Raw genomic sequence first — 18371 nt, 5'->3', positions numbered from 1 at the left:
AAATCAAAAATTTAGTTCTTAGTTTTTGATGAATTTTCTCGTTTCAACTCTTGATTTTGTTTCGATAGAAACCATGTAGTTTCCTTTCGGGAAAGCAGAAATATCGATTTTCGGAGTGTTGTCAGATTTGATCAATGAACCTTTGATGTCATAGATTTTGATTGATCTGATCTCCTCGTCAAATTTAATATTAATGAAATCAGAACTAGGATTTGGGAAAATACTAATCTTGGTTTTGTTGATGTCGTTCACAGCCAATTGATCCATATCCTTAATGATGATATTATCGACGATGTAACCGCTGTTGTAGTTGTCAAATTCAAAATTCAATTCGTTGGTTCTCACGATTCTATTGCTGAGAACGCTGGTGAAAACCAATTGATTGTCCAGGTAATATTTTACATTTTTCTCAGTCACGTGGTCTATTTCTATTCTCAGATTGTACCATTTTCCAGCTTCCCAATCTTCGATATATTTGATGGCTTCATCACTGTCCGCGTACAATCCGCCTTCGTAATCAAAATTAAATCCGCCAGACCAGGAATAATTTCCATTGTTGTTGTAATACAAGGAGAGCATATAATAATCCGAATTGTCCAGTTTTTCCAACTTCACATCCGCCGAAATTGAAAGTCTATCGTATTCTGGGATTTTTTTGAAAAGATAAGTAAGGTTTTCGGTCGGATTTCCGTTGCTCGTCACTTCCACAGAATTATTTCCGTCGGTCGCGTTTCCTGTGACCACTTTGAAGTTACTATTTGGGACATTGTCAGTTTTAATGCTCCATTCTTTTTGTCCCACAACGGTTCCCAGCGAATAACCTTCGGAACTTTCAAAGGAGATTTTTTGCTGTTGTGCAGAAATTGAAATTGATAATAAAGCCGTGGCTAAAGAGAATAAAAATTTTGTCATAGATTTTATTAAAAGGGAAACGAATATAGAAAATATATGGTTAAATATAAATCAATTAGCCTTGTTTGATGGTTAAAAAAAATCAGCCTCTAAGATAGAGACTGATTTTAGGTTTTTAAAAAGCAAAGAATTAATTTTTAATGAACTTCTTATTTGTTTTTCCTTTAGAAGTCTGAACTTCTAGAAGATAAGTTCCTTTTGATAATTGAGAAACATTGATTGCTGGATTGTTGCTTTTCGGATGGCTTGTTTTGATTAATTTTCCGTCTAATCCGTAGATAGAAAGTTGGTCGATGATTTCCTTGTTGGCTGTCTGAACTTTCAATTCTGATTGTACAGGATTTGGATAAACCTGAATGGTAAGCGATTTTTGAACATCGGTAACATTTAATTCTCCCAATGAAAGTTTCCAAAGTTCCACACCTTGGTCGTCAAATTCAGCTTTGAAAAACAACTCATTGTTAAATTCTGTGAAGAACGGTAGGAAATATAAAGGGCTTGGTTCGGTCGCATTTGGTGGTGTCAATTTTACAGTTCCATTTTCTGAACCGTCTGTCATCCACAATTCGCTGCCGTTGCTTCCATCAATGGCCACAAAGAACAATTTGTCTTTGAAGGTGGCAAAGAAGTTTGGTGCAGAATAACCATTTGGATTGATGTCTTTTACCATATAAGTTCCGTTCGGCGTTCCGTCACTCACCCAAAGTTCTTCTGAATGCACGCCGTCTGTCGCCTGAAAGTAAACTTTGTCATTGAAAACCGTCAGCGCTCCTGGGAAAGAATCTGCACCGCCAGGATTAATGTCTTTCACGAGAACGGTTCCAGGTTCTGTTCCGTCTGTGGTCCAAAGTTCGGCACCGTGAACGCCATCAGTCGCTCTGAAACATAGTCTTCCATTGATTTCAACAAATTCATTGATGCTGGATCCTTCGGTTGGATTGATGTCTTTCACAAGCACAGTTCCCGCTTCGGTTCCGTCTGTCACCCAAAGTTCATCACCGTTTTCGTCATCTGCTCGGAAGAAAAGTTTGTCGTTGAAAACTTTAAATCTTCTTGGTGAAGAGTCTGAGCCCGCGAAAATATCTTTCACCATATAAGTTCCAGCTTCTGTCCCATCTGTGGTCCAAAGTTCCCAACCATCGATTCCATTGCTGGCCTGGAAATATATTTTGCCTTTGTATTCTGTAAAGTCAGATGAATAGGAACTTTCGCTTCCTGGCGCAATGTCTTTTATCATATACGTTCCTGCTTCTGTACCATCTGTGATCCAAACTTCTTCACCGTGAGTGCCGTCATTGGCAACAAAGATTGCTCTGTTCCCGTATTGTTTAAAATTCAAGGCAACGGAACTTGATTCGCCTGTATAAATATCTTTTAGGAGTTTGGTTCCAGCTTCTGTTCCATCGGTCACCCACAATTCGATTCCTGTGCTTCCGTCGAAAGCGCTGAACACCAATTTTCCGCCTGCTTCTGTGAGTTCTACAATGCCTGAATTTCCAGTTGGGTTGATGTCTTTCACAAGTCTAGTTCCTGTGCTGGTGCCGTCTGTAACCCAAAGTTCATTTTCGTGAATGCCATCATCGGCAGAGAAATAGAGTTTGTTTCCAAAGGTTTTTAATTGTGAGATCGATGAGCCTTCTGAGCCTGGATTTATGTCCTTCAAAATATTGATATTAACATTTTGAGACATTACGAATAAAGGCGCCGCAGTTGCGATTAATGAGGTAAAAATTCTTTTCATTTACTTATAAATTAATTTAAACTTTCAATTTATGAACTTTTGATAAAATTTACTTTATTTTGAATGTGACATTAATGTTAATAAAAAAACCTTCCGAAAAAAGTCGGAAGGTTCTATTTTAATTGTCTATGTTCGATTTGTCTATGATCTCAAAGTCTATTTGGTGTGATTCATCATATTAGTATCGATGTTGACACCAATTCCTTGCGCAACTCTCATCCCAAGCTCGATGTTCGCTCGGAAGAAATGACAAAGCTGACGGTTGATGATCTCATCACGTTTTGGCCCATCAACACCGCCGAGATGACCAACGATATTATTCACCAAAGCTGATCTCGCTTCTTGGTCTAAAGCTTTAGTATAAAACAATCCAGGTTGCGTGTAATGGTCATCATCATTTTGATTTCTGTCAAAGTGGGCAACGCGGGAATTGTCCAGGTCATATTCCAAATTCTTGTAAGATTCCGTAGGTTCTACATCGCTGAAACTGTTTGGGAAATAGTTTGGCTTGTCTCCATAGTCAGAATCGTCTGCCATATGTCCTGCTCTTTGGAAATTGTTCACTGCGAAAGGACATTTATTAACTTCTAGTTGATGAGAATTAACACCCAATCTATATCTATGTGCATCGGCGTAAGAAAATAATCTTCCCTGCAACATTTTGTCTGGCGAAAAACTGATGCCGTCCACCAAATGGCTTGGTGCAAAAGCAGATTGTTCTACGTGAACGAAATAATTTCTTGGCACTTCATTCAGTTCCATCACGCCAACTTCTTGCAATGGGAATTCGTCTTGGAACCAAACTTTCGTGACGTCGAAAGGATTCCAACGCCATTCTTTCGCTTGCTCTTCGGTCATTGTTTGGATGTAAAGTTTCCATTTTGGGAAATTTCCAGCCTCGATTTCATTCACCAGATCTTCCTGAGAAAAATCTGGATTTTCACCTTTCATTTTTGTGGCTTCATCATCTGTGAAGTTTTTGATGCCTTGTTGCGTTTTGAAATGGAATTTGACCCAAGTTCTTTCATTGTTTGCATTGATCAAAGAAAAAGTGTGGCTTCCGAATCCGTGCATATGTCTGTATCCATGAGGTGTTCCTCTGTCTGACATTAAAATTAAAACCTGATGAAGCGATTCCGGATTCAAAGACCAGAAATCCCAAACCATCGTTTTACTTTTCAGATTGGTTTTCGGAACACGTTTTTGTGTGTGGATGAAATCTGGAAATTTTTTAGCGTCTTTAATAAAGAAAACCGGCGTGTTGTTTCCTACCAGATCCCAATTGCCGTCTTCGGTATAAAATTTCAAAGCGAAACCTCTTGGGTCCCTTTCTGTATCGGCGCTTCCCATTTCGCCACCAACGGTTGAGAATCTTGCAAACATTTTGCACGAGTTTCCAACTTGGGAAAATATTTTTGCTCTTGTCAAATGACTGATGTCGTGAGTTACTGTGAAAGTTCCGTATGCACCAGAACCTTTGGCGTGAACGATTCTTTCGGGAATTCTCTCTCTTACGAAGTGCGCAAGATTTTCCTGAAGAATGAAATCCTGTAGCAGAACCGGACCGCGTGGGCCAACAGTCTGTGAATCCTGATGCTCAAAATAAGGAGCGCCTACAGAATTGGTGAGTTTTTTTTTGTTTTCCATATTTCAGATTTTATTGATGTATGATATTTTAAAGCTAAATTCGATAAAAAAACTTATTTATGAAACAAATTAATAAGTATATTTGTCATAGATAAAATAAATTACAAGTCGTGAATATCCAACAGTTAGAATATTTGATTGCAGTAGATAAATATAAACATTTTGGCAAAGCTGCACAAGCCTGTTTTATCACTCAGCCTACTTTGAGTGCAATGATCCAAAAGTTTGAAGATGAGCTGGATGTTAAGATATTTGACAGGACCACACATCCGATCAGAACGACAGATGCCGGTGGAGAACTCATCAAAGAAGCTCAAAAGATCATCGATGCTGTGATGGAATTGCGCAACAAGGCTAATTTTCTGAATAATATCTTGGCTGGAAAACTTAATCTTGGGATCATTCCAACGGTTTCGACGTATGTTCTTCCAAACGAGATCTTTAGTTTTCTTCAAAAAAATCCACAGATCGAATTGAATATCAAGGAGATGACGACGGAAAGCATTATCAAATCTTTAAAATCTGGAGAGTTGGATGCTGGTATTATTTCAACACCATATTCCGCGGCGGATGAGTTTTATCAGGACTTTTTGTTTAATGAAGAATTGATGTTGTACTCGGGAACAGAATCTGGGCAAAAGAAAGATTGCTTCGTGGTTCCGGAAGATATTGATGTGAACAAAGTTTGGCTTCTGGAAGAAGGCAATTGCCTGAGAACGCAATTCGAAAATATCTGTCATCTGAAAGAAAATTCTTTGAAACCGAAAAACTTGGAATTCTTGGCTTCGAATGTCAATACTTTGATCCAAATGGTGGATAAAGTTGGCGGAATTACCATCCTTTCTGAGATCGGCGTTCAGCAATTATCATCAGAACAGAAAGAAAAAGTTTCCAGATTTATCAAACCTTTCCCTTACAGAGAGATCAGTTTGATCTACTACAAGCCGACCTACAAACAGAAGATCATTGATGAGTTGATTTCTGAGATCCGAACATCTATGGAACAGAAACTTAATTTCTACAAAGACCGCGAAAATTACAAAAGCGTCAAACCTGAATAAATTCATACTGGCTTCATAGGAATTGATTTTGAAATCTAAAAATTAGTTTGTAAATTTGCAGTCGATTTTTGAATAAACGGAGGAGAACTTTGACTGATTGCAACCTCAATAAAAAATGCTAAAACAGATTTTTTTCTCTTTTAGTTCCTTTTTTAAACAATCATTGTTTTACCTCAAAAATTTAATATAAAAAGGAATAATTTATGTCTTATTTATTTACGTCCGAATCAGTTTCTGAAGGACATCCTGATAAAGTAGCCGATCAGATCTCTGATGCGCTTATCGACCATTTTTTAGCTTACGACAAAAACTCAAAAGTAGCTTGCGAAACGCTTGTGACAACAGGTCAGGTGGTTTTGGCAGGTGAGGTGAAGTCAGAAGCTTATCTTGATGTTCAGCAAATTGCAAGAAATGTGATCAATAAAATTGGTTACACGAAAAGTGAATATATGTTCAATGGTGATTCTTGTGGGGTGATCTCTGCGATCCACGAGCAATCTCCGGATATCAACCAAGGTGTCGACAGAACTTTGGACGAAACAGATTTCGAGACCAGAGCAAACGCTCAAGGTGCTGGAGATCAGGGAATGATGTTCGGTTATGCGACCAACGAAACTGAGAATTATATGCCTTTGGCGTTGGATCTTGCTCATCAGATTCTAAAAGAATTAGCGGATTTGAGAAGAGATGGTTCCGCGATTCCTTACCTTCGTCCCGATGCAAAATCTCAGGTAACAATTGAATATTCTGATGACCACAAGCCAGTGAGAATCGACAGTATTGTTGTTTCTACTCAGCACGACGATTTTGGAAGCGAAGAGGCGATGTTGGCGAAGATCAAAAGAGATATTATTGAGATCTTGATCCCGAAGATCAAAGCTAAACAAAAACCTGAGATCCAGCAGTTGTTTAACGGAGATATCAAATATCACATCAATCCGACTGGAAAATTTGTGATCGGTGGTCCTCACGGCGACACAGGTTTGACGGGAAGAAAGATCATCGTAGATACTTACGGTGGAAAAGGTGCTCACGGAGGTGGTGCGTTCTCCGGAAAAGATCCAAGTAAAGTGGACAGAAGTGCGGCTTACGCAACGAGACACATTGCGAAAAACCTGGTGGCAGCTGGTGTTGCAGATGAGGTTTTGGTTCAGGTTTCTTATGCAATTGGTGTAGCAGAGCCTTGTGGACTTTACATCAATACTTACGGAACTTCAAAACTGGATATCAACGATGGCGAATTGGCGAAGAAAGTTCAGCAATTGTTTGACCTTAGACCTTACGCTGTTGAAAAAAATCTTAAGCTAAGAAATCCTATTTATATTGAAACTGCAGCTTACGGACACATGGGGAAAGATTATTACGTAGCAGATAAAACCTTCAACAAAGGCCTTAAAAATGAAATCACTTTGAAAGACCTGGAATTTTTCACTTGGGAAAAACTGGATCGAGTAGAAGATATCAAAAAAGAATTCGGACTTTAATCTGAATTTTATATAAATAATGAAACTGCTTTGTCTTTGGATGAAGCAGTTTTTTATTTCTCGATATTCTTTCAACAAACTTCTGTTTCAAACATCTCTTTTATTATTTTTGTCGTAAATAAGATTACTAAAATGAAATCAAAAATATTCATCCTATTTATATTAATGACTTTCGGTGGATTTGCTAAGTCACAATTGACGATGCACAAGTTCATCACAGCGGGTTACGTCTATCAGAATCAAAGTTTTGGGGAAATAGGAGGGAAGTTGCTTTTCCTGAGCAATGATGATGTCCTTTTCCGCGTTGGCGCCTCAGCATTGATGGGTTCTGCTAATAATAAGTTCGCGATCATGCCAAAAGTGAACGCTGACTTCTTGTTAAATTTTCAAAAAAATGTGGACTTCTACCACGCCCATTATTTCATTTTAGGCGCAGAAGCAACAAATAAATACATCGCTCCGAAGGCTGGTTTCAGTCTTTTTGGCATTTTGGATCTGACTGGTGGCTATGGATTTTCGCTCGATAAAGACGGTATCAATGGGAAAGAACTGAAAGGACTCAATATCAATTTCACAATAAATATCCCATTAGTTCTGCTTAATTGATTTAACTTTTATAATATATTTGAATCAAATTAAAGAAATATGAAAGTTTAACAATTCATTAACATTTTGTTTTGAGTTTTTTATTACTTTTACAAACCTAAAATCAGCGTATAGAATAAACTCTACTTCATTAAAAAATTAAAACGACCGAGTCAGGAAAATTAGTTACCTCAGTAACTGATGATTTGCTGGGTTTTATATTAAAGAAGTATTATTATGAAAACGCAAACTGATAGCCAATTGATTTTCAAATATCAGAATGGTGACGAAAACTCACTATCTCTTCTGATCAACAGGCACAAGAAAGATCTTTTCAGCTTCATCTATTACAAATTGATGGACGAAGATCTGGCCAATGATATCTTCCAAGATACCTTTATCAAGATCATTATCACTTTGAAAGAAGGGCGGTACAAAGAGGAGAATAAATTCATCCTTTGGGCAAAACGCATCGCGCACAATTTGATCATCGACCATTTCCGTCTGCAATCCAAACACATCAAAATTTCCGAAACATCTTATGAAAACGAGGAGTTTTCCATCTTTGATATCATCAAAGAACCGGAAAGCAACATCGAAGACCGATTGATAGATAAGCAAATTAATGACGATCTTTTGAAAATGCTCGTAATGCTTCCCGAGAATCAGCAAGAGGTGATCAAGCTTCGATTTTTTGATGGATTAAGCTTCAAAGAGATTGCAGATCACACAGATACAAGTATCAACACCACTCTTGGAAGAGTGAGATATGCACTGATCAACCTCAGAAAAATAATGGACGAGAATAAAATTATTTTAACGAAATAATAAATATTTAATAATAAAGATTTTCTTTTGGCGTTATTGTTGTAAAAGTCAGCCTATGAAAAAAAACGACACTTTAACAACGAAAGCTTTGATGCCGAAAAAAGAAATAATCGATTTTCTGATGAGTTATTCCAAGAATATTCATCAGATGAAAACTAAGAACAGTAAAACCATTTTAGTTTCAAAGAACTAAGCATTTTTAGATTTTAAATAATTGATTTTTATGATTGAACTTTCCTACGTGGATCAAAAATGATTAGATTTGTGCCTTATGAAAAACGTAAGGCACATTTTTTTTGATCTCGACAATACACTTTGGGATCACCGCAAAAACGCATATTTGACCATCAAGGAATTATTCTCCCAAAAGAAGATCTCCGAACTATATAACATCGATTTTGAGTTGTTTCACGATGCTTATCACGAGATCAATGAGAAACTTTGGGAACAGATTCGCGATGGCGAGATCGATAAGGAACATCTAAGAAAGTACAGATTTTACAACACCTTCTTAAGATTCGAAGTGGAGGATCAGGAGTTGGCAGATTATTTTGAACATCATTTCCTTGATGAGATCCTGAAATATAATGAGCTTGTTCCCGGCGCAGCAGATCTTTTGGATTATTTAGAATCTAAAGAATACAAAATGCACATCATCTCCAATGGTTTCCAAGAAGTGACAGAGAGAAAATGTGTACTTTCTGGAATCGCAGATTATTTTGAAACCATCACGAGTGCAGATTCTGTTGGCTTGAGAAAACCAAGACCTGAAATCTTCCAATATTCTCTGGACCTTGCGAAAGCGGAAAAAAAGGAAAGTGTGATGATCGGAGACGATTGGATCGCAGATGTAAAAGGTGCGCAAAGATTCGGAATCGATATCATCTTCTTTGATGTTTATGATGACAATCCTCAGGAAGCGGATTTGAAAGTTGTCAAACAGTTGTCAGAAGTAAAACAATATTTATAAAAAGAAAAGCCTTTCATATTGAAAGGCTTTTTTATGGGTTGAAGTCTATAGGATTAGATTCCTAAACTTTCTCTTACTCTCGTAATGGTCTCTGTTGCAATCTTTCTTGTTTTCTGAGCGCCTTCCTGAAGTTTAGCTTCGAGCTCTGGAAGGTTATTCATGTAATAATCGAAAGTCTCTCTTTCCTTGGCAAATCTTGTTAAAATTAAATCCAACAATTCCTTTTTCGCGTGGCCATAGCCGTAATTTCCCGCCAGGTATTTCGCTCTTAATTCTTCCGTCTGTTCAGGCGTTGCAACCAAAGCGTAGATGGCGAAAACTTTATCCGTTTCCGGGTCTTTTGGATCTTCTAAAGGTGTAGAATCAGTCTCGATGGACATGACCTGCTTTTTCAATTCCTTCTCTGGTAGAAAAATATTAATGATGTTTCCTCTCGATTTTGACATTTTCTGTCCGTCGGTTCCTGGAACATATTTGGTATCCTGTTGCAATTCCGCTTGAGGCAAAACCAAAACTTCACCCATTTGATTGTTGAATCTCGAAGCCACATCTCTCGCGATCTCCAAATGTTGAAGTTGATCTTTCCCAACCGGAACGATTTCCGCATCGTACAACAAAATATCTGCAGCCATCAAAATCGGGTAGGTGAAAAGTCCAGCATTCACATCCTGCAATCTGTCTGCTTTGTCTTTGAAAGAATGCGCTAATGTCAATCTTTGATAGGGGAAAAAGCACGACAAATGCCAAGACAGTTCGCAAGTTTCCGGGATGTCGCTTTGTCTGTAGAAATATGTTTTTTCTGTGTCTAGTCCGCAGGCAAGCCAAGCCGCAGCAATCTCGTAGGTGTTTTCTTTAAGTTCAACCGCATTTTTGATCTGCGTTAAAGAATGAAGGTTTGCAATGAACAAAAATGATTCGTTGTTTGCTTGTTTGGATAATTCGATTGCGGGGATGATCGCTCCCAAAAGATTTCCCAAATGTGGTGTTCCGGTGGCTTGTATTCCGGTAAGGATTCTAGACATTTTAATCAGTTATTTCCGCAAAAATAGGCAAAATTTGGAATAAACTAAATTGTTTGCAAGTACTTTATTCTTTAAAATTTGCATTCAATCATTTAATTATTGCAATCCTTGAAGCTGTAAAAAATTAGAACTTTGCAGTCTTAAAAACAACAATGAAAAAAATTTTATTAGGATTGATCCTGCTGTCTTTTCACGCTTATGATGCGCAGGTAGGAATTGATACCGCGCTACCAAATGCAACATTAGACATTGTGGCAAAACCCACAGATCTTTCAAAGATAGATGGTATGATCGCTCCAAGGTTGACTGGAAATGAGCTGAAAGGCAAAGACAATCTGTACACAGCTGATCAGAATGCCACTATTATTTTTGCAACTGCAGCGGCTTCACCTACAACTGCGAAGACTGTAGAAGTTACGAAAGCTGGTTACTATTATTATGATGCTGTTTTAGGAAAATGGGTCGCTTTCCAATCCTCTACGGGAAGCGGTGTGACAACGAACGTGATTGCCAATCCAGTCAATACCATTACTTCAACCGTTAATGGGATTGCTTCTACGACAAGTGCGGTGAACACGGTGAGCAATACTTCCGCAGCGAACAGCAATACTCTAACGACTACGGTAAATGGCGTTACGGGAACAAGCGTAAATCTTGTAAAATCTGTGAGCAATACAGTTTCGGCGACAAATTCTTTAACAACTACTGTCAACGGCGTCGCAAGTACACCAGTTGCAGTTAAAAATATTTACAACAGCGACGGGAGTTTAACTGGTGACAGGACAATGACAATGGCGGGATACAGACTTTACATAGAAGGAGCAACCGGAACAACAAGATTTTCTAACGATACAGGTGGAGCCTCACTTACGCATACTGCGAGTACGGGAAGAGCTGATCTTATTATGAGAGCTGGCACAAGCTCAATTCAGTTTTATGTTGACCCAAACGCTGCGGCACAAATTTCTGCAGGTACAACTTCAACTTCATTGTCGCTTGGAACCAGTGGCACCAATGCTGCAGCACCGATCAGTTTTTTTACTTCAACTGGTGGTGGAACGACTGGACAATACCGAGCGGAAATTGCAGGCGACGGAAGATTTAATATTGTTAATAATTTGAGTGTCGGTTATGGCAATCAGCAAACCTTTACAGGAACTCAGAAATTAAAAGTGAATGGTAGTATTGTGACCACGTCAAACACTTATCCCGATTATGTCTTCGAGAAATATTTTGAAGGAAATTCTCTCATTAAACCAGATTATGATTTTAAAAATTTAAAAGACACTAAAAAATTCGTTAAAGAAAATCACCACTTGCCTGGAATTGTATCCATCAAAGATCTGCGGGAATCGGAAAATGGTTATGATATCGATTTGACAAAATTGAGCATCCAGCAATTAGAAAAAATAGAAGAATTGTTTCTCCATGCTTTCGAACAAGAGGAAACAATCAAAAAACAGCAATCAGAGATCACTGATTTACAAGCAAGGTTAGAAAAAATAGAGAGAATCCTTTCTAAAAACTAATCATTATGTGTGTTTAGAAATATGGGTGGGAATTTTCTCACTCATATTTCGCTGTTATTGAATAATTTATAACTTTAATAAAATATTAGCTATGGAAAATGATGTCCCTTTTTTCGAAACGCACGATGATTTTTTCAAAGCTGTAAACATGCCACCTTCCAAGTATGATGGTCTCTATGTAGATATTTTGGATAAAATCTGGACCTATCCTTCTTTGGAAGTTCCACCCTTCAAACATAATTCTTATGCCATAAAACTGCTTCTAAAAGGAGAAGGCGTGATGAGAATAGGGCAGTGGAAACAAAATCTGAAAGCTCCCGCCATATTCATTTCGCCACCCAACGAGATTGTCTCCTGCAAAATGGTCGATCATGATATTTTGGAATATACCGTGATCATTTCTCAGGAATTTGTCGAGAAACATTTGAGATTGAAGCACTTCATCTCGGTTTTTGAATATTTCCAGGCAGACAAATCTGCGCCGTTTGTCATTACTGATGACGAAATGACACCTTTGATCCAGGTTTTTGATTACATTCATGAAGAATACAAAGCGGAAGAAAAGAGTGATTCCGTAGAAATGATGGCTGCTGCGATTCTTATTTTTTTTATGAAGATCAAGCGGCTTTACAATCGATATGCTATAGAAAATCAAGCAGAAAATATTGAAGCTAAAAAAATAGATTCCTTGAGCAATCGCTTTCTGAAATTGCTTCACGAAGATTCGCAAAACCTGGAAAATGTAGATTATAACATTTCTTATTTCGCCTCAAAACTAGCTGTTCATCCCAATTATCTAAGTTCAAAGTTAAAAAGCGAAACTGGAAGATCTGCCAAGGAACATTTGGATGCCAAGCTGATCCACAATGCCAAAACCTTGCTTCAACAAACTGATTTTTCGATAAAAGAAATCGCCTTCAAACTGAATTTCAAGGAATCTGCTCACTTTGTGAATTTCTTTAAAAAACAGACTGCAGAAACGCCGAGTGAGTTTAGGAAAGCGTATTGACGAAAGATCTAATAATCAGCCATTAACTTTATAAAAATTCTTATATTAGTGAAAATAATTTTCGCAAATGGAGAACAACGATTATCTGTCGCCAAAGATCTTTAGGTCAATCAAAAGTTTATGGATCCTATTGGCTATTTTTATAGCGGTTGATTTTACAACCAATTTCTTCTATCCGGAAAATAAAAGCTCCTTTTTGGCCACCATTTTTGATTTTCTGTCAGATGCATTGGCTTGTTTGCTGTTCACTTGGTATTTCGTGATCAACAAACGTTGGAGGTCTCTTCTCATCGTTCTTCCTTTGCTTGTTTTGTGTTTCTTTTTTATGAAAGACCTGCGCGATACACTCGATTATTACTTCCCGTTTGAAAAACTGATAGATTCGGATACGCTTAGGAAATACACCTATCTCATCGTAGAGTTGGCAGCGGTTTTCGTTCTTTCCAAAAGATATTTGGTCGAAGAGAATATTGAAGGAAAATGGTCTTTGCTAAAAGTATTCCTATTGAATCTGGGCTTTTTCTCACTGTACAACACAGATATGGGAATGTTGGAGCAGATGATCACATCGGCTTCATACAGTTCAAAGACTGTAGAATTCATCGTGACTTTGATTTATTATGCATTGTCATCTATCAGAAGTGTTGCATTCTTAGGCGCCTTTTTGTTTTTGATGGCTTGTTTATCAAAGCGTGAAAATATTTATAACTTCAGTTCGGTTGTATTGCAGTTTGTCAACCGTTATTTTGGTACAGCGGTTTTGATCTCAATAAGTTGTTTGATATTTTTCTTCTTTTATCTTTTGGAGAATGCGGTTTCTCTCGAGCTGGATTTCTTCGGTAAAAAGCTGACGGTCTTCGGTTGGATCAATAATATTTCGGTGATTGTTTTCTTTGTGATCTGTTCCAGATTTGTAGGGCAATTTCTGAAGGAAAGAAGTATTCTCAAACAAAAATATTACGGTGTGGTCGGAAGTTCGGTTTGGATTCCAGTGGTCAATATCATTTCTCTGTTGATGATAAAATTCGATGACAAGATCAAGTTTCTCTCGCCTGCAAATTTGGGGAAAGCAAAGAAGGTCCATTTGATCATTGCCTCCATTCTGATTCTTTTCAATTACAAAAATGATATTTTGGATAGTAACAAAAGGCTGGAAGGTCTGTTGTTTGCCGCCATTTATATTGCTGCATTTTGGATCGTGGCCTACATCAAAAAGTACAATTGGATTTTTCCTTTGATCCTTGCTGGACTTGTCACAATGATTAAAGTTTATCCGTTTTACAGCGGCATTTATGACGAGGAATTTATGTTCAAAGATTATGTTTTGGATTTTGTGAAACACACATTTTCTATTGCAATGATTCTAACGACGATTGTATTTTATGGGATTTACTACATCGCTTTTCAAACATTAAACAAAAAATAAATTCTACTTTTTTCTAAGGATCACAGCCACTTTCGTAAACATACTGCGCGATGATTCGCTCTCGCTGCTGGCTTTGTAGTCCAGGGTGTATTTTCCATCCTTTTCGATTGGGATTTTTATGACCTCTTGCTCGAAACTCCAGTTTGATTTTACAGTTTTATATTCGATGTTTTCGGAAGAAGTATCATCGCTTGTATCAAATTCAATCTCAGCAGGTTCATCTTCTTCCTCGTCTTTTTGAATTTCATAGGTCGATTTGATGATGTTATCATTGCTTGCAAACATTTGAACAGATTTGTTATCGATTGTTTTCCCGTCGAGACTTAGGTTGTAGTTCAATTCGAACATCGGAACATTGTCGTTTTTAAGCAAAGAAGCATCCATTTTTCCCCAGATCACGAGCACATCTCCTTTTTTCAGGTCGATGTTTTCGGTCGTGTTGACCAATTGGTCGTCCAGCGGTTTTTCTTCGGAAATGGTATCGCCAACAGGATTGCAGGAGATGATGACCATGGAAAGAAATGTCGTTGTTATAGCTGCTTTCATCCTTAGATTTTTAAATGTTTGCTGAAATGATCATTCATCAAGGCGGTCAGGTCGTTGCCCTGTTCATTGGTTGGGCTGATGAGATAGAACTGACCTTTTTCCATATTGATAGAACTGATGATGTAATATTTGGTCTCATCGGAACTGTAGCCGTTTTTGGTAGCACTTACCAGAATGCTGTGGTCACTTATTCCTTTGATAAATTTGAAATCATCATCGCTGTCATAGTGCTGATTGAAGTAGCCTGAGTACATTCTGTTTTCAAAATCAAGGTCACCAAAGAGTCCGGCGTATTGTGAACTTGCGAGGAACGTGACCTGGTCAAATTTGTTTTTACTGTGGTCCTCGTCGCGGTAGAGGTAGAACTGGATCTTGTCTCTGTTGATGTTGACGCTGTCATTACTCTTAAGGAAATATTTGATCTCTTTTTGAAGAGACGCGTAGTACACGTTGTAATTTTTCAATTCCGATTCGGAAATGCTGGATCTTACCTTTTCCCAGGTCAGATTTTCAGAAGGCGTTTCTTTATCAAAAGCTAAAAGATTTTGCGCTTTGTTGTAAACCGAGAACAATGTGGCGTACTGTAGCTTCTGGTCATTAAATTTCGGAACTTCAACGGTGTAGAGATAATAGGTTGAGTTCGCAGGATTGTACTGCCTGTAATACATGAGCTTGCGGCCATATCCATCCACATAGAGTAATGAATTTTTGTCTTCATAGATGATTTTTTCTGGCTCATTGAATTTTTTAATATCAGAAACCGGGAAAATATTGGGGTCTGTAGATTTTCCAACCAACAACAATTCTTCCAGATCACCATCGGAAAAAGGATTCAGGATGCTAATTGCTGTTGAAGTTGCTAAGTTTTCATCATCCGAAGTTGATTCTGGATCCGTAAGGTAGATCTTGCTGGAAAATGAATATTCTTTGAGAAAATTGCTGACAGGAAGCATGACATCAATTGAATTTGCAGAATCTAATTCGTAAGAGAATTTCTTTAGAACGACCTGCTTTTTCGCCTCGCTATTTTTGATAGAATCAATTTGAGATCGGGAAATTCCAAGTAGAAGACTTTCGTACTCATCGCTGTTTGCAGCATCTGTTTGAGCTTCGTCTTTGCACGAGAAAATAAATAGAGAAATTAGGAACAACAAGTAGGTTTTTTTCATCATCGATTTATTTACTCTAAAAATAGCAAAATTATTCTATTAAAATCTTCTTCCCGCCAAATTTCGGTTCGACATCGAATAAGAGATCCCAAAATACCTTTGCCCTGGCTAGTTTTTCACGCGCATTGGTTTTGAATCCTGCATATTGATTCACGTCTTTTGCGTTATAACCATAGGCAACGATCCCGAATTGATACGCAATGTAGACCGCACGCTCATTATGGAAACGTTGAGAAATGATAATGAAAGAGTTTTGGCCAAAGATCTCCTTTGCCCGAACAACCGAATCCAAAGTTCTGAAACCAGCAAAATCTTCGTAGATCTTATCAGCCGGAACACCAGCTTTGATGAGTTCGTTCTTCATGTCTTCCGGCTCGTTGTAATTCTTTCTGGAGTTGTCTCCGCTGGCAATGATGTTTTGAATTCTGCCTGCGTGGTAAAGCTCTGCCGCCGCTTTGATCCTATTGAAAAAATATGGATTTGGTTTTCCATTGGCCAGTATTTTACTCGTTCCCAAAAGAAGTCCTACCTTCTCATTGGGCAGATTTCCAAGATTGGAAGTGATGTTGTCTTCATAATCGGTGTCGATTTTGATGTTGGCCCACAAAACAAATAGGGCTGACATTCCGAAGAAGATCAGTCCTATTATCAATATTTTTTTGAAGATTTTCATCAATTAAAAATCCAATCCGTTCGGGAATGCTTTCTTTCTGAAAATATAAAGGAACAACGCGCCAATAGTGATAGAACTGTCTGCAACGTTGAAGATATATTTGAAGAACTCGATCCTGTTACCTCCTAGAACTGGAACCCAATCTGGCCAGGTCGTATCCACCAATGGGAAGTGCAACATGTCGACCACGCAACCTTTCATCAGATCAGAATAGCCGTGTCCAATTTGTGTTAGTTTGGAAACGCCTCCGTAGTCGATCCATCTTTCGGATGCAGCATCGTAGAATGTTCCGCTGTCGAAAATGATTCCGTAGAATATCCCATCAAAAACATTTCCGATCGCGCCTGCAAAGATCATCGCCATTGGAATGATGAGGTAATTGGAAGCGCCTTCTTTCAGCCATTTTTTAAACAAAACGACCATTCCGATGGCAAGAACAATTCTAAGGAGAATCAAAGCATATTTGCCCCAAAGTCCACCGAAGTGCAGACCGTAGGCCATTCCAGGATTTTCAACGAAGGTCAATTTGAACCAGCTTAATCCAAAAACATCTACGCTTTCGCCAAGGTAGAAATGTGTTTTGATATAGATTTTTGAGGCTTGGTCTATAATAAGAACAAGTAATGTAACCAGTATAATAATTGTCTTTTTACTCATTACAATCCTTTTGGTTTAGAAGGTTTGAAGATTTTTTTCTCTTTTCTTTCCGTGATTTTTTGAACTGTTTTCTTGTTGTGGAAATTATTTTTGGTGTGAAATTTTTCAAACTCGATGTTCATATCTTTCAAGACGCTTTTCAGCGCCGTCAATTCCATTGCATTTTTTGGATGTACAATTATGGATTCCATGTTGTAATTTTTATAGTTTAAAATCGGGATGTTGTTAATTTTCCCTGTAGAAAAATTATTTGCAAATGTAATTCAAATTACTTATTTCTTGGACAATTCGTCCAGCCTTTTGCGTTCTTTTTCGGTCAGGTCGTCCAGACCGTTCTTTCCAATTTTGCTCAGAAGCTTATCGATTTCATCTTGCCGTTCCTTGCGTTTCGCATTGAACTCGTCATCGATGGTATAGTACTTCTCATCGGGCTGGAAAGGATTTTTGATAGACCTGTTTCTAAAAATAAAAAAACCTACCAAAATAACCACTAATAAAATAATAATCGTTGCCATCCTTATAAAAAAAATACAAAGCAAAAGTGCCGAAACACCTTATGCTTTGTATTAGAATTTATTACATTATACTTTTGTACTTAATATCTACAACAGTTTATCGCTGCATATTTTTGGCCTCAATGCTCAATGTTGCGTGAGGAACTGCTCTCAATCTTTCTTTCGGGATCAGTTTTCCTGTTACTCTGCAGATGCCATAGGTTTTGTTTTGGATTCTGATAAGCGCGTGCTTCAGGTCTCGTACAAATTTTTCCTGTCTTCCTGCCAAGATAGAGTTCTGCTCTTTGCTCAAGGTTTCTGCACCTTCTTCAAAAGCTTTGAAGGTAGGCGATGTGTCGTCTGTCCCATTGTTTTGGTCATTGATAAAACTTTCCTTGATCAAAACAAGATCATGTTCTGCCTTATCAATTTTATCTTGAATCAGTTGTTTGAATTCCTGAAGGTCTGCGTCACTATAGCGTAATTTTTCGTCGGCCATTTCCATTGTTATTAATTGTTCAATTTTTATTTTTTTTAGCTTTTCTCATTTCTAGCAGCAACGCTGATTTCAATAAACAAGATAGAAATAAAATTTAAAAAACATCAATAAAGAATTAT

The 18371-nt window shown here is 37.8% G+C and carries 20 protein-coding genes; 9 read left to right on the top strand and 11 right to left on the bottom strand.

Going from position 1 to position 18371, the window contains the following annotated elements:
* Window positions 1–18: 18 nt before the first annotated feature.
* The 3 genes from BMW39_RS06680 to BMW39_RS06670 all read right to left on the bottom strand — a co-directional run bounded on the left by BMW39_RS06680 (window position 19) and on the right by BMW39_RS06670 (window position 4300).
* Complete coding sequence (locus BMW39_RS06680; RefSeq protein ID WP_034973264.1) at window positions 19–912, bottom strand: T9SS type A sorting domain-containing protein; 894 nt, start codon at window positions 910–912, stop codon at window positions 19–21.
* A gap of 130 nt (window positions 913–1042) precedes the next feature.
* Complete coding sequence (locus tag BMW39_RS06675; protein WP_051879810.1) at window positions 1043–2653, bottom strand: ELWxxDGT repeat protein; 1611 nt, start codon at window positions 2651–2653, stop codon at window positions 1043–1045.
* A 156-nt stretch (window positions 2654–2809) separates the two neighbouring features.
* Window positions 2810–4300, bottom strand: coding sequence for a catalase (locus BMW39_RS06670; protein WP_034973262.1), 1491 nt, complete (start codon window positions 4298–4300; stop codon window positions 2810–2812).
* A gap of 110 nt (window positions 4301–4410) precedes the next feature.
* On the opposite strand from BMW39_RS06670, the gene BMW39_RS06665 reads away from it, so the two are divergent.
* The 6 genes from BMW39_RS06665 to BMW39_RS06645 all read left to right on the top strand — a co-directional run bounded on the left by BMW39_RS06665 (window position 4411) and on the right by BMW39_RS06645 (window position 9228).
* A complete protein-coding gene (locus tag BMW39_RS06665; RefSeq protein WP_034973260.1) occupies window positions 4411–5361 on the top strand; it encodes a hydrogen peroxide-inducible genes activator in 951 nt (316 codons plus the stop codon).
* Window positions 5362–5564: 203 nt separating this feature from the next.
* Window positions 5565–6845 carry a methionine adenosyltransferase gene (metK, locus tag BMW39_RS06660; protein WP_034973259.1) on the top strand — a complete coding sequence of 427 codons (1281 nt, stop codon included), beginning with the start codon at window positions 5565–5567 and terminating at the stop codon, window positions 6843–6845.
* Between the two features lie 132 nt (window positions 6846–6977).
* Window positions 6978–7451: a hypothetical protein gene (locus BMW39_RS06655; protein ID WP_034974208.1), complete on the top strand. Its 474-nt coding sequence runs from the start codon at window positions 6978–6980 to the stop codon at window positions 7449–7451.
* A 216-nt stretch (window positions 7452–7667) separates the two neighbouring features.
* On the top strand, window positions 7668–8258 hold the full coding sequence (locus tag BMW39_RS06650) for an RNA polymerase sigma factor (RefSeq protein WP_034973256.1): 591 nt from the start codon (window positions 7668–7670) through the stop codon (window positions 8256–8258).
* A gap of 55 nt (window positions 8259–8313) precedes the next feature.
* Entirely contained in the window at window positions 8314–8451 is a 138-nt protein-coding gene (locus BMW39_RS19305; protein ID WP_165569333.1) for a hypothetical protein, read from the top strand.
* Between the two features lie 78 nt (window positions 8452–8529).
* Window positions 8530–9228 (top strand): YjjG family noncanonical pyrimidine nucleotidase, encoded by a 699-nt coding sequence (locus tag BMW39_RS06645; protein WP_034973254.1) that lies wholly within the window; start codon window positions 8530–8532, stop codon window positions 9226–9228.
* Window positions 9229–9281: 53 nt separating this feature from the next.
* On the opposite strand, the gene trpS is transcribed toward BMW39_RS06645, so the two are convergent.
* Window positions 9282–10250, bottom strand: a complete 969-nt coding sequence (gene trpS / locus BMW39_RS06640) for a tryptophan--tRNA ligase (RefSeq protein WP_034973251.1) — start codon at window positions 10248–10250, stop codon at window positions 9282–9284.
* 152 nt (window positions 10251–10402) lie between these two features.
* Here trpS and BMW39_RS06635 point away from each other — a divergent pair, with 152 nt between their 5' ends.
* The 3 genes from BMW39_RS06635 (at window position 10403) to BMW39_RS06625 (ending at window position 14214) form a co-directional block, all read left to right on the top strand.
* Complete coding sequence (locus BMW39_RS06635) at window positions 10403–11779, top strand: autotransporter outer membrane beta-barrel domain-containing protein (protein ID WP_051879809.1); 1377 nt, start codon at window positions 10403–10405, stop codon at window positions 11777–11779.
* 91 nt (window positions 11780–11870) lie between these two features.
* Window positions 11871–12788, top strand: coding sequence for a helix-turn-helix domain-containing protein (locus BMW39_RS06630; RefSeq protein WP_034973249.1), 918 nt, complete (start codon window positions 11871–11873; stop codon window positions 12786–12788).
* Between the two features lie 67 nt (window positions 12789–12855).
* Entirely contained in the window at window positions 12856–14214 is a 1359-nt protein-coding gene (locus BMW39_RS06625; RefSeq protein WP_034973247.1) for a hypothetical protein, read from the top strand.
* 3 nt (window positions 14215–14217) lie between these two features.
* On the opposite strand, the gene BMW39_RS06620 is transcribed toward BMW39_RS06625, so the two are convergent.
* The 7 genes from BMW39_RS06620 to BMW39_RS06590 all read right to left on the bottom strand — a co-directional run bounded on the left by BMW39_RS06620 (window position 14218) and on the right by BMW39_RS06590 (window position 18252).
* The gene (locus BMW39_RS06620) at window positions 14218–14760 is read right to left on the bottom strand and encodes a hypothetical protein (protein WP_034973245.1); all 543 of its coding nucleotides are present in this window, start codon (window positions 14758–14760) and stop codon (window positions 14218–14220) included.
* Between the two features lie 2 nt (window positions 14761–14762).
* Complete coding sequence (locus BMW39_RS06615) at window positions 14763–15929, bottom strand: hypothetical protein (protein WP_131474269.1); 1167 nt, start codon at window positions 15927–15929, stop codon at window positions 14763–14765.
* A gap of 31 nt (window positions 15930–15960) precedes the next feature.
* The gene (locus BMW39_RS06610) at window positions 15961–16602 is read right to left on the bottom strand and encodes a SanA/YdcF family protein (protein WP_034973241.1); all 642 of its coding nucleotides are present in this window, start codon (window positions 16600–16602) and stop codon (window positions 15961–15963) included.
* A 3-nt stretch (window positions 16603–16605) separates the two neighbouring features.
* Window positions 16606–17259 carry a lipoprotein signal peptidase gene (locus tag BMW39_RS06605; protein WP_034973239.1) on the bottom strand — a complete coding sequence of 218 codons (654 nt, stop codon included), beginning with the start codon at window positions 17257–17259 and terminating at the stop codon, window positions 16606–16608.
* Window positions 17259–17450: a DUF2683 family protein gene (locus BMW39_RS06600; protein ID WP_034973237.1), complete on the bottom strand. Its 192-nt coding sequence runs from the start codon at window positions 17448–17450 to the stop codon at window positions 17259–17261. Before BMW39_RS06600 ends, BMW39_RS06605 begins: the two co-directional genes overlap by 1 nt.
* Window positions 17451–17531: 81 nt before the next feature.
* Window positions 17532–17774 (bottom strand): DUF6576 domain-containing protein, encoded by a 243-nt coding sequence (locus BMW39_RS06595; protein WP_034973235.1) that lies wholly within the window; start codon window positions 17772–17774, stop codon window positions 17532–17534.
* Between the two features lie 97 nt (window positions 17775–17871).
* Entirely contained in the window at window positions 17872–18252 is a 381-nt protein-coding gene (locus BMW39_RS06590) for a TraR/DksA family transcriptional regulator (protein WP_034974203.1), read from the bottom strand.
* Between the last annotated feature and the right edge of the window lie 119 nt (window positions 18253–18371).

The organism is Epilithonimonas lactis, assembly GCF_900110605.1.
GTDB classification, from domain to species: domain Bacteria; phylum Bacteroidota; class Bacteroidia; order Flavobacteriales; family Weeksellaceae; genus Epilithonimonas; species Epilithonimonas lactis.
Note: the sequence above shows the minus strand (reverse complement) of the source record. Positions and strands in the feature narration are given on the sequence as shown.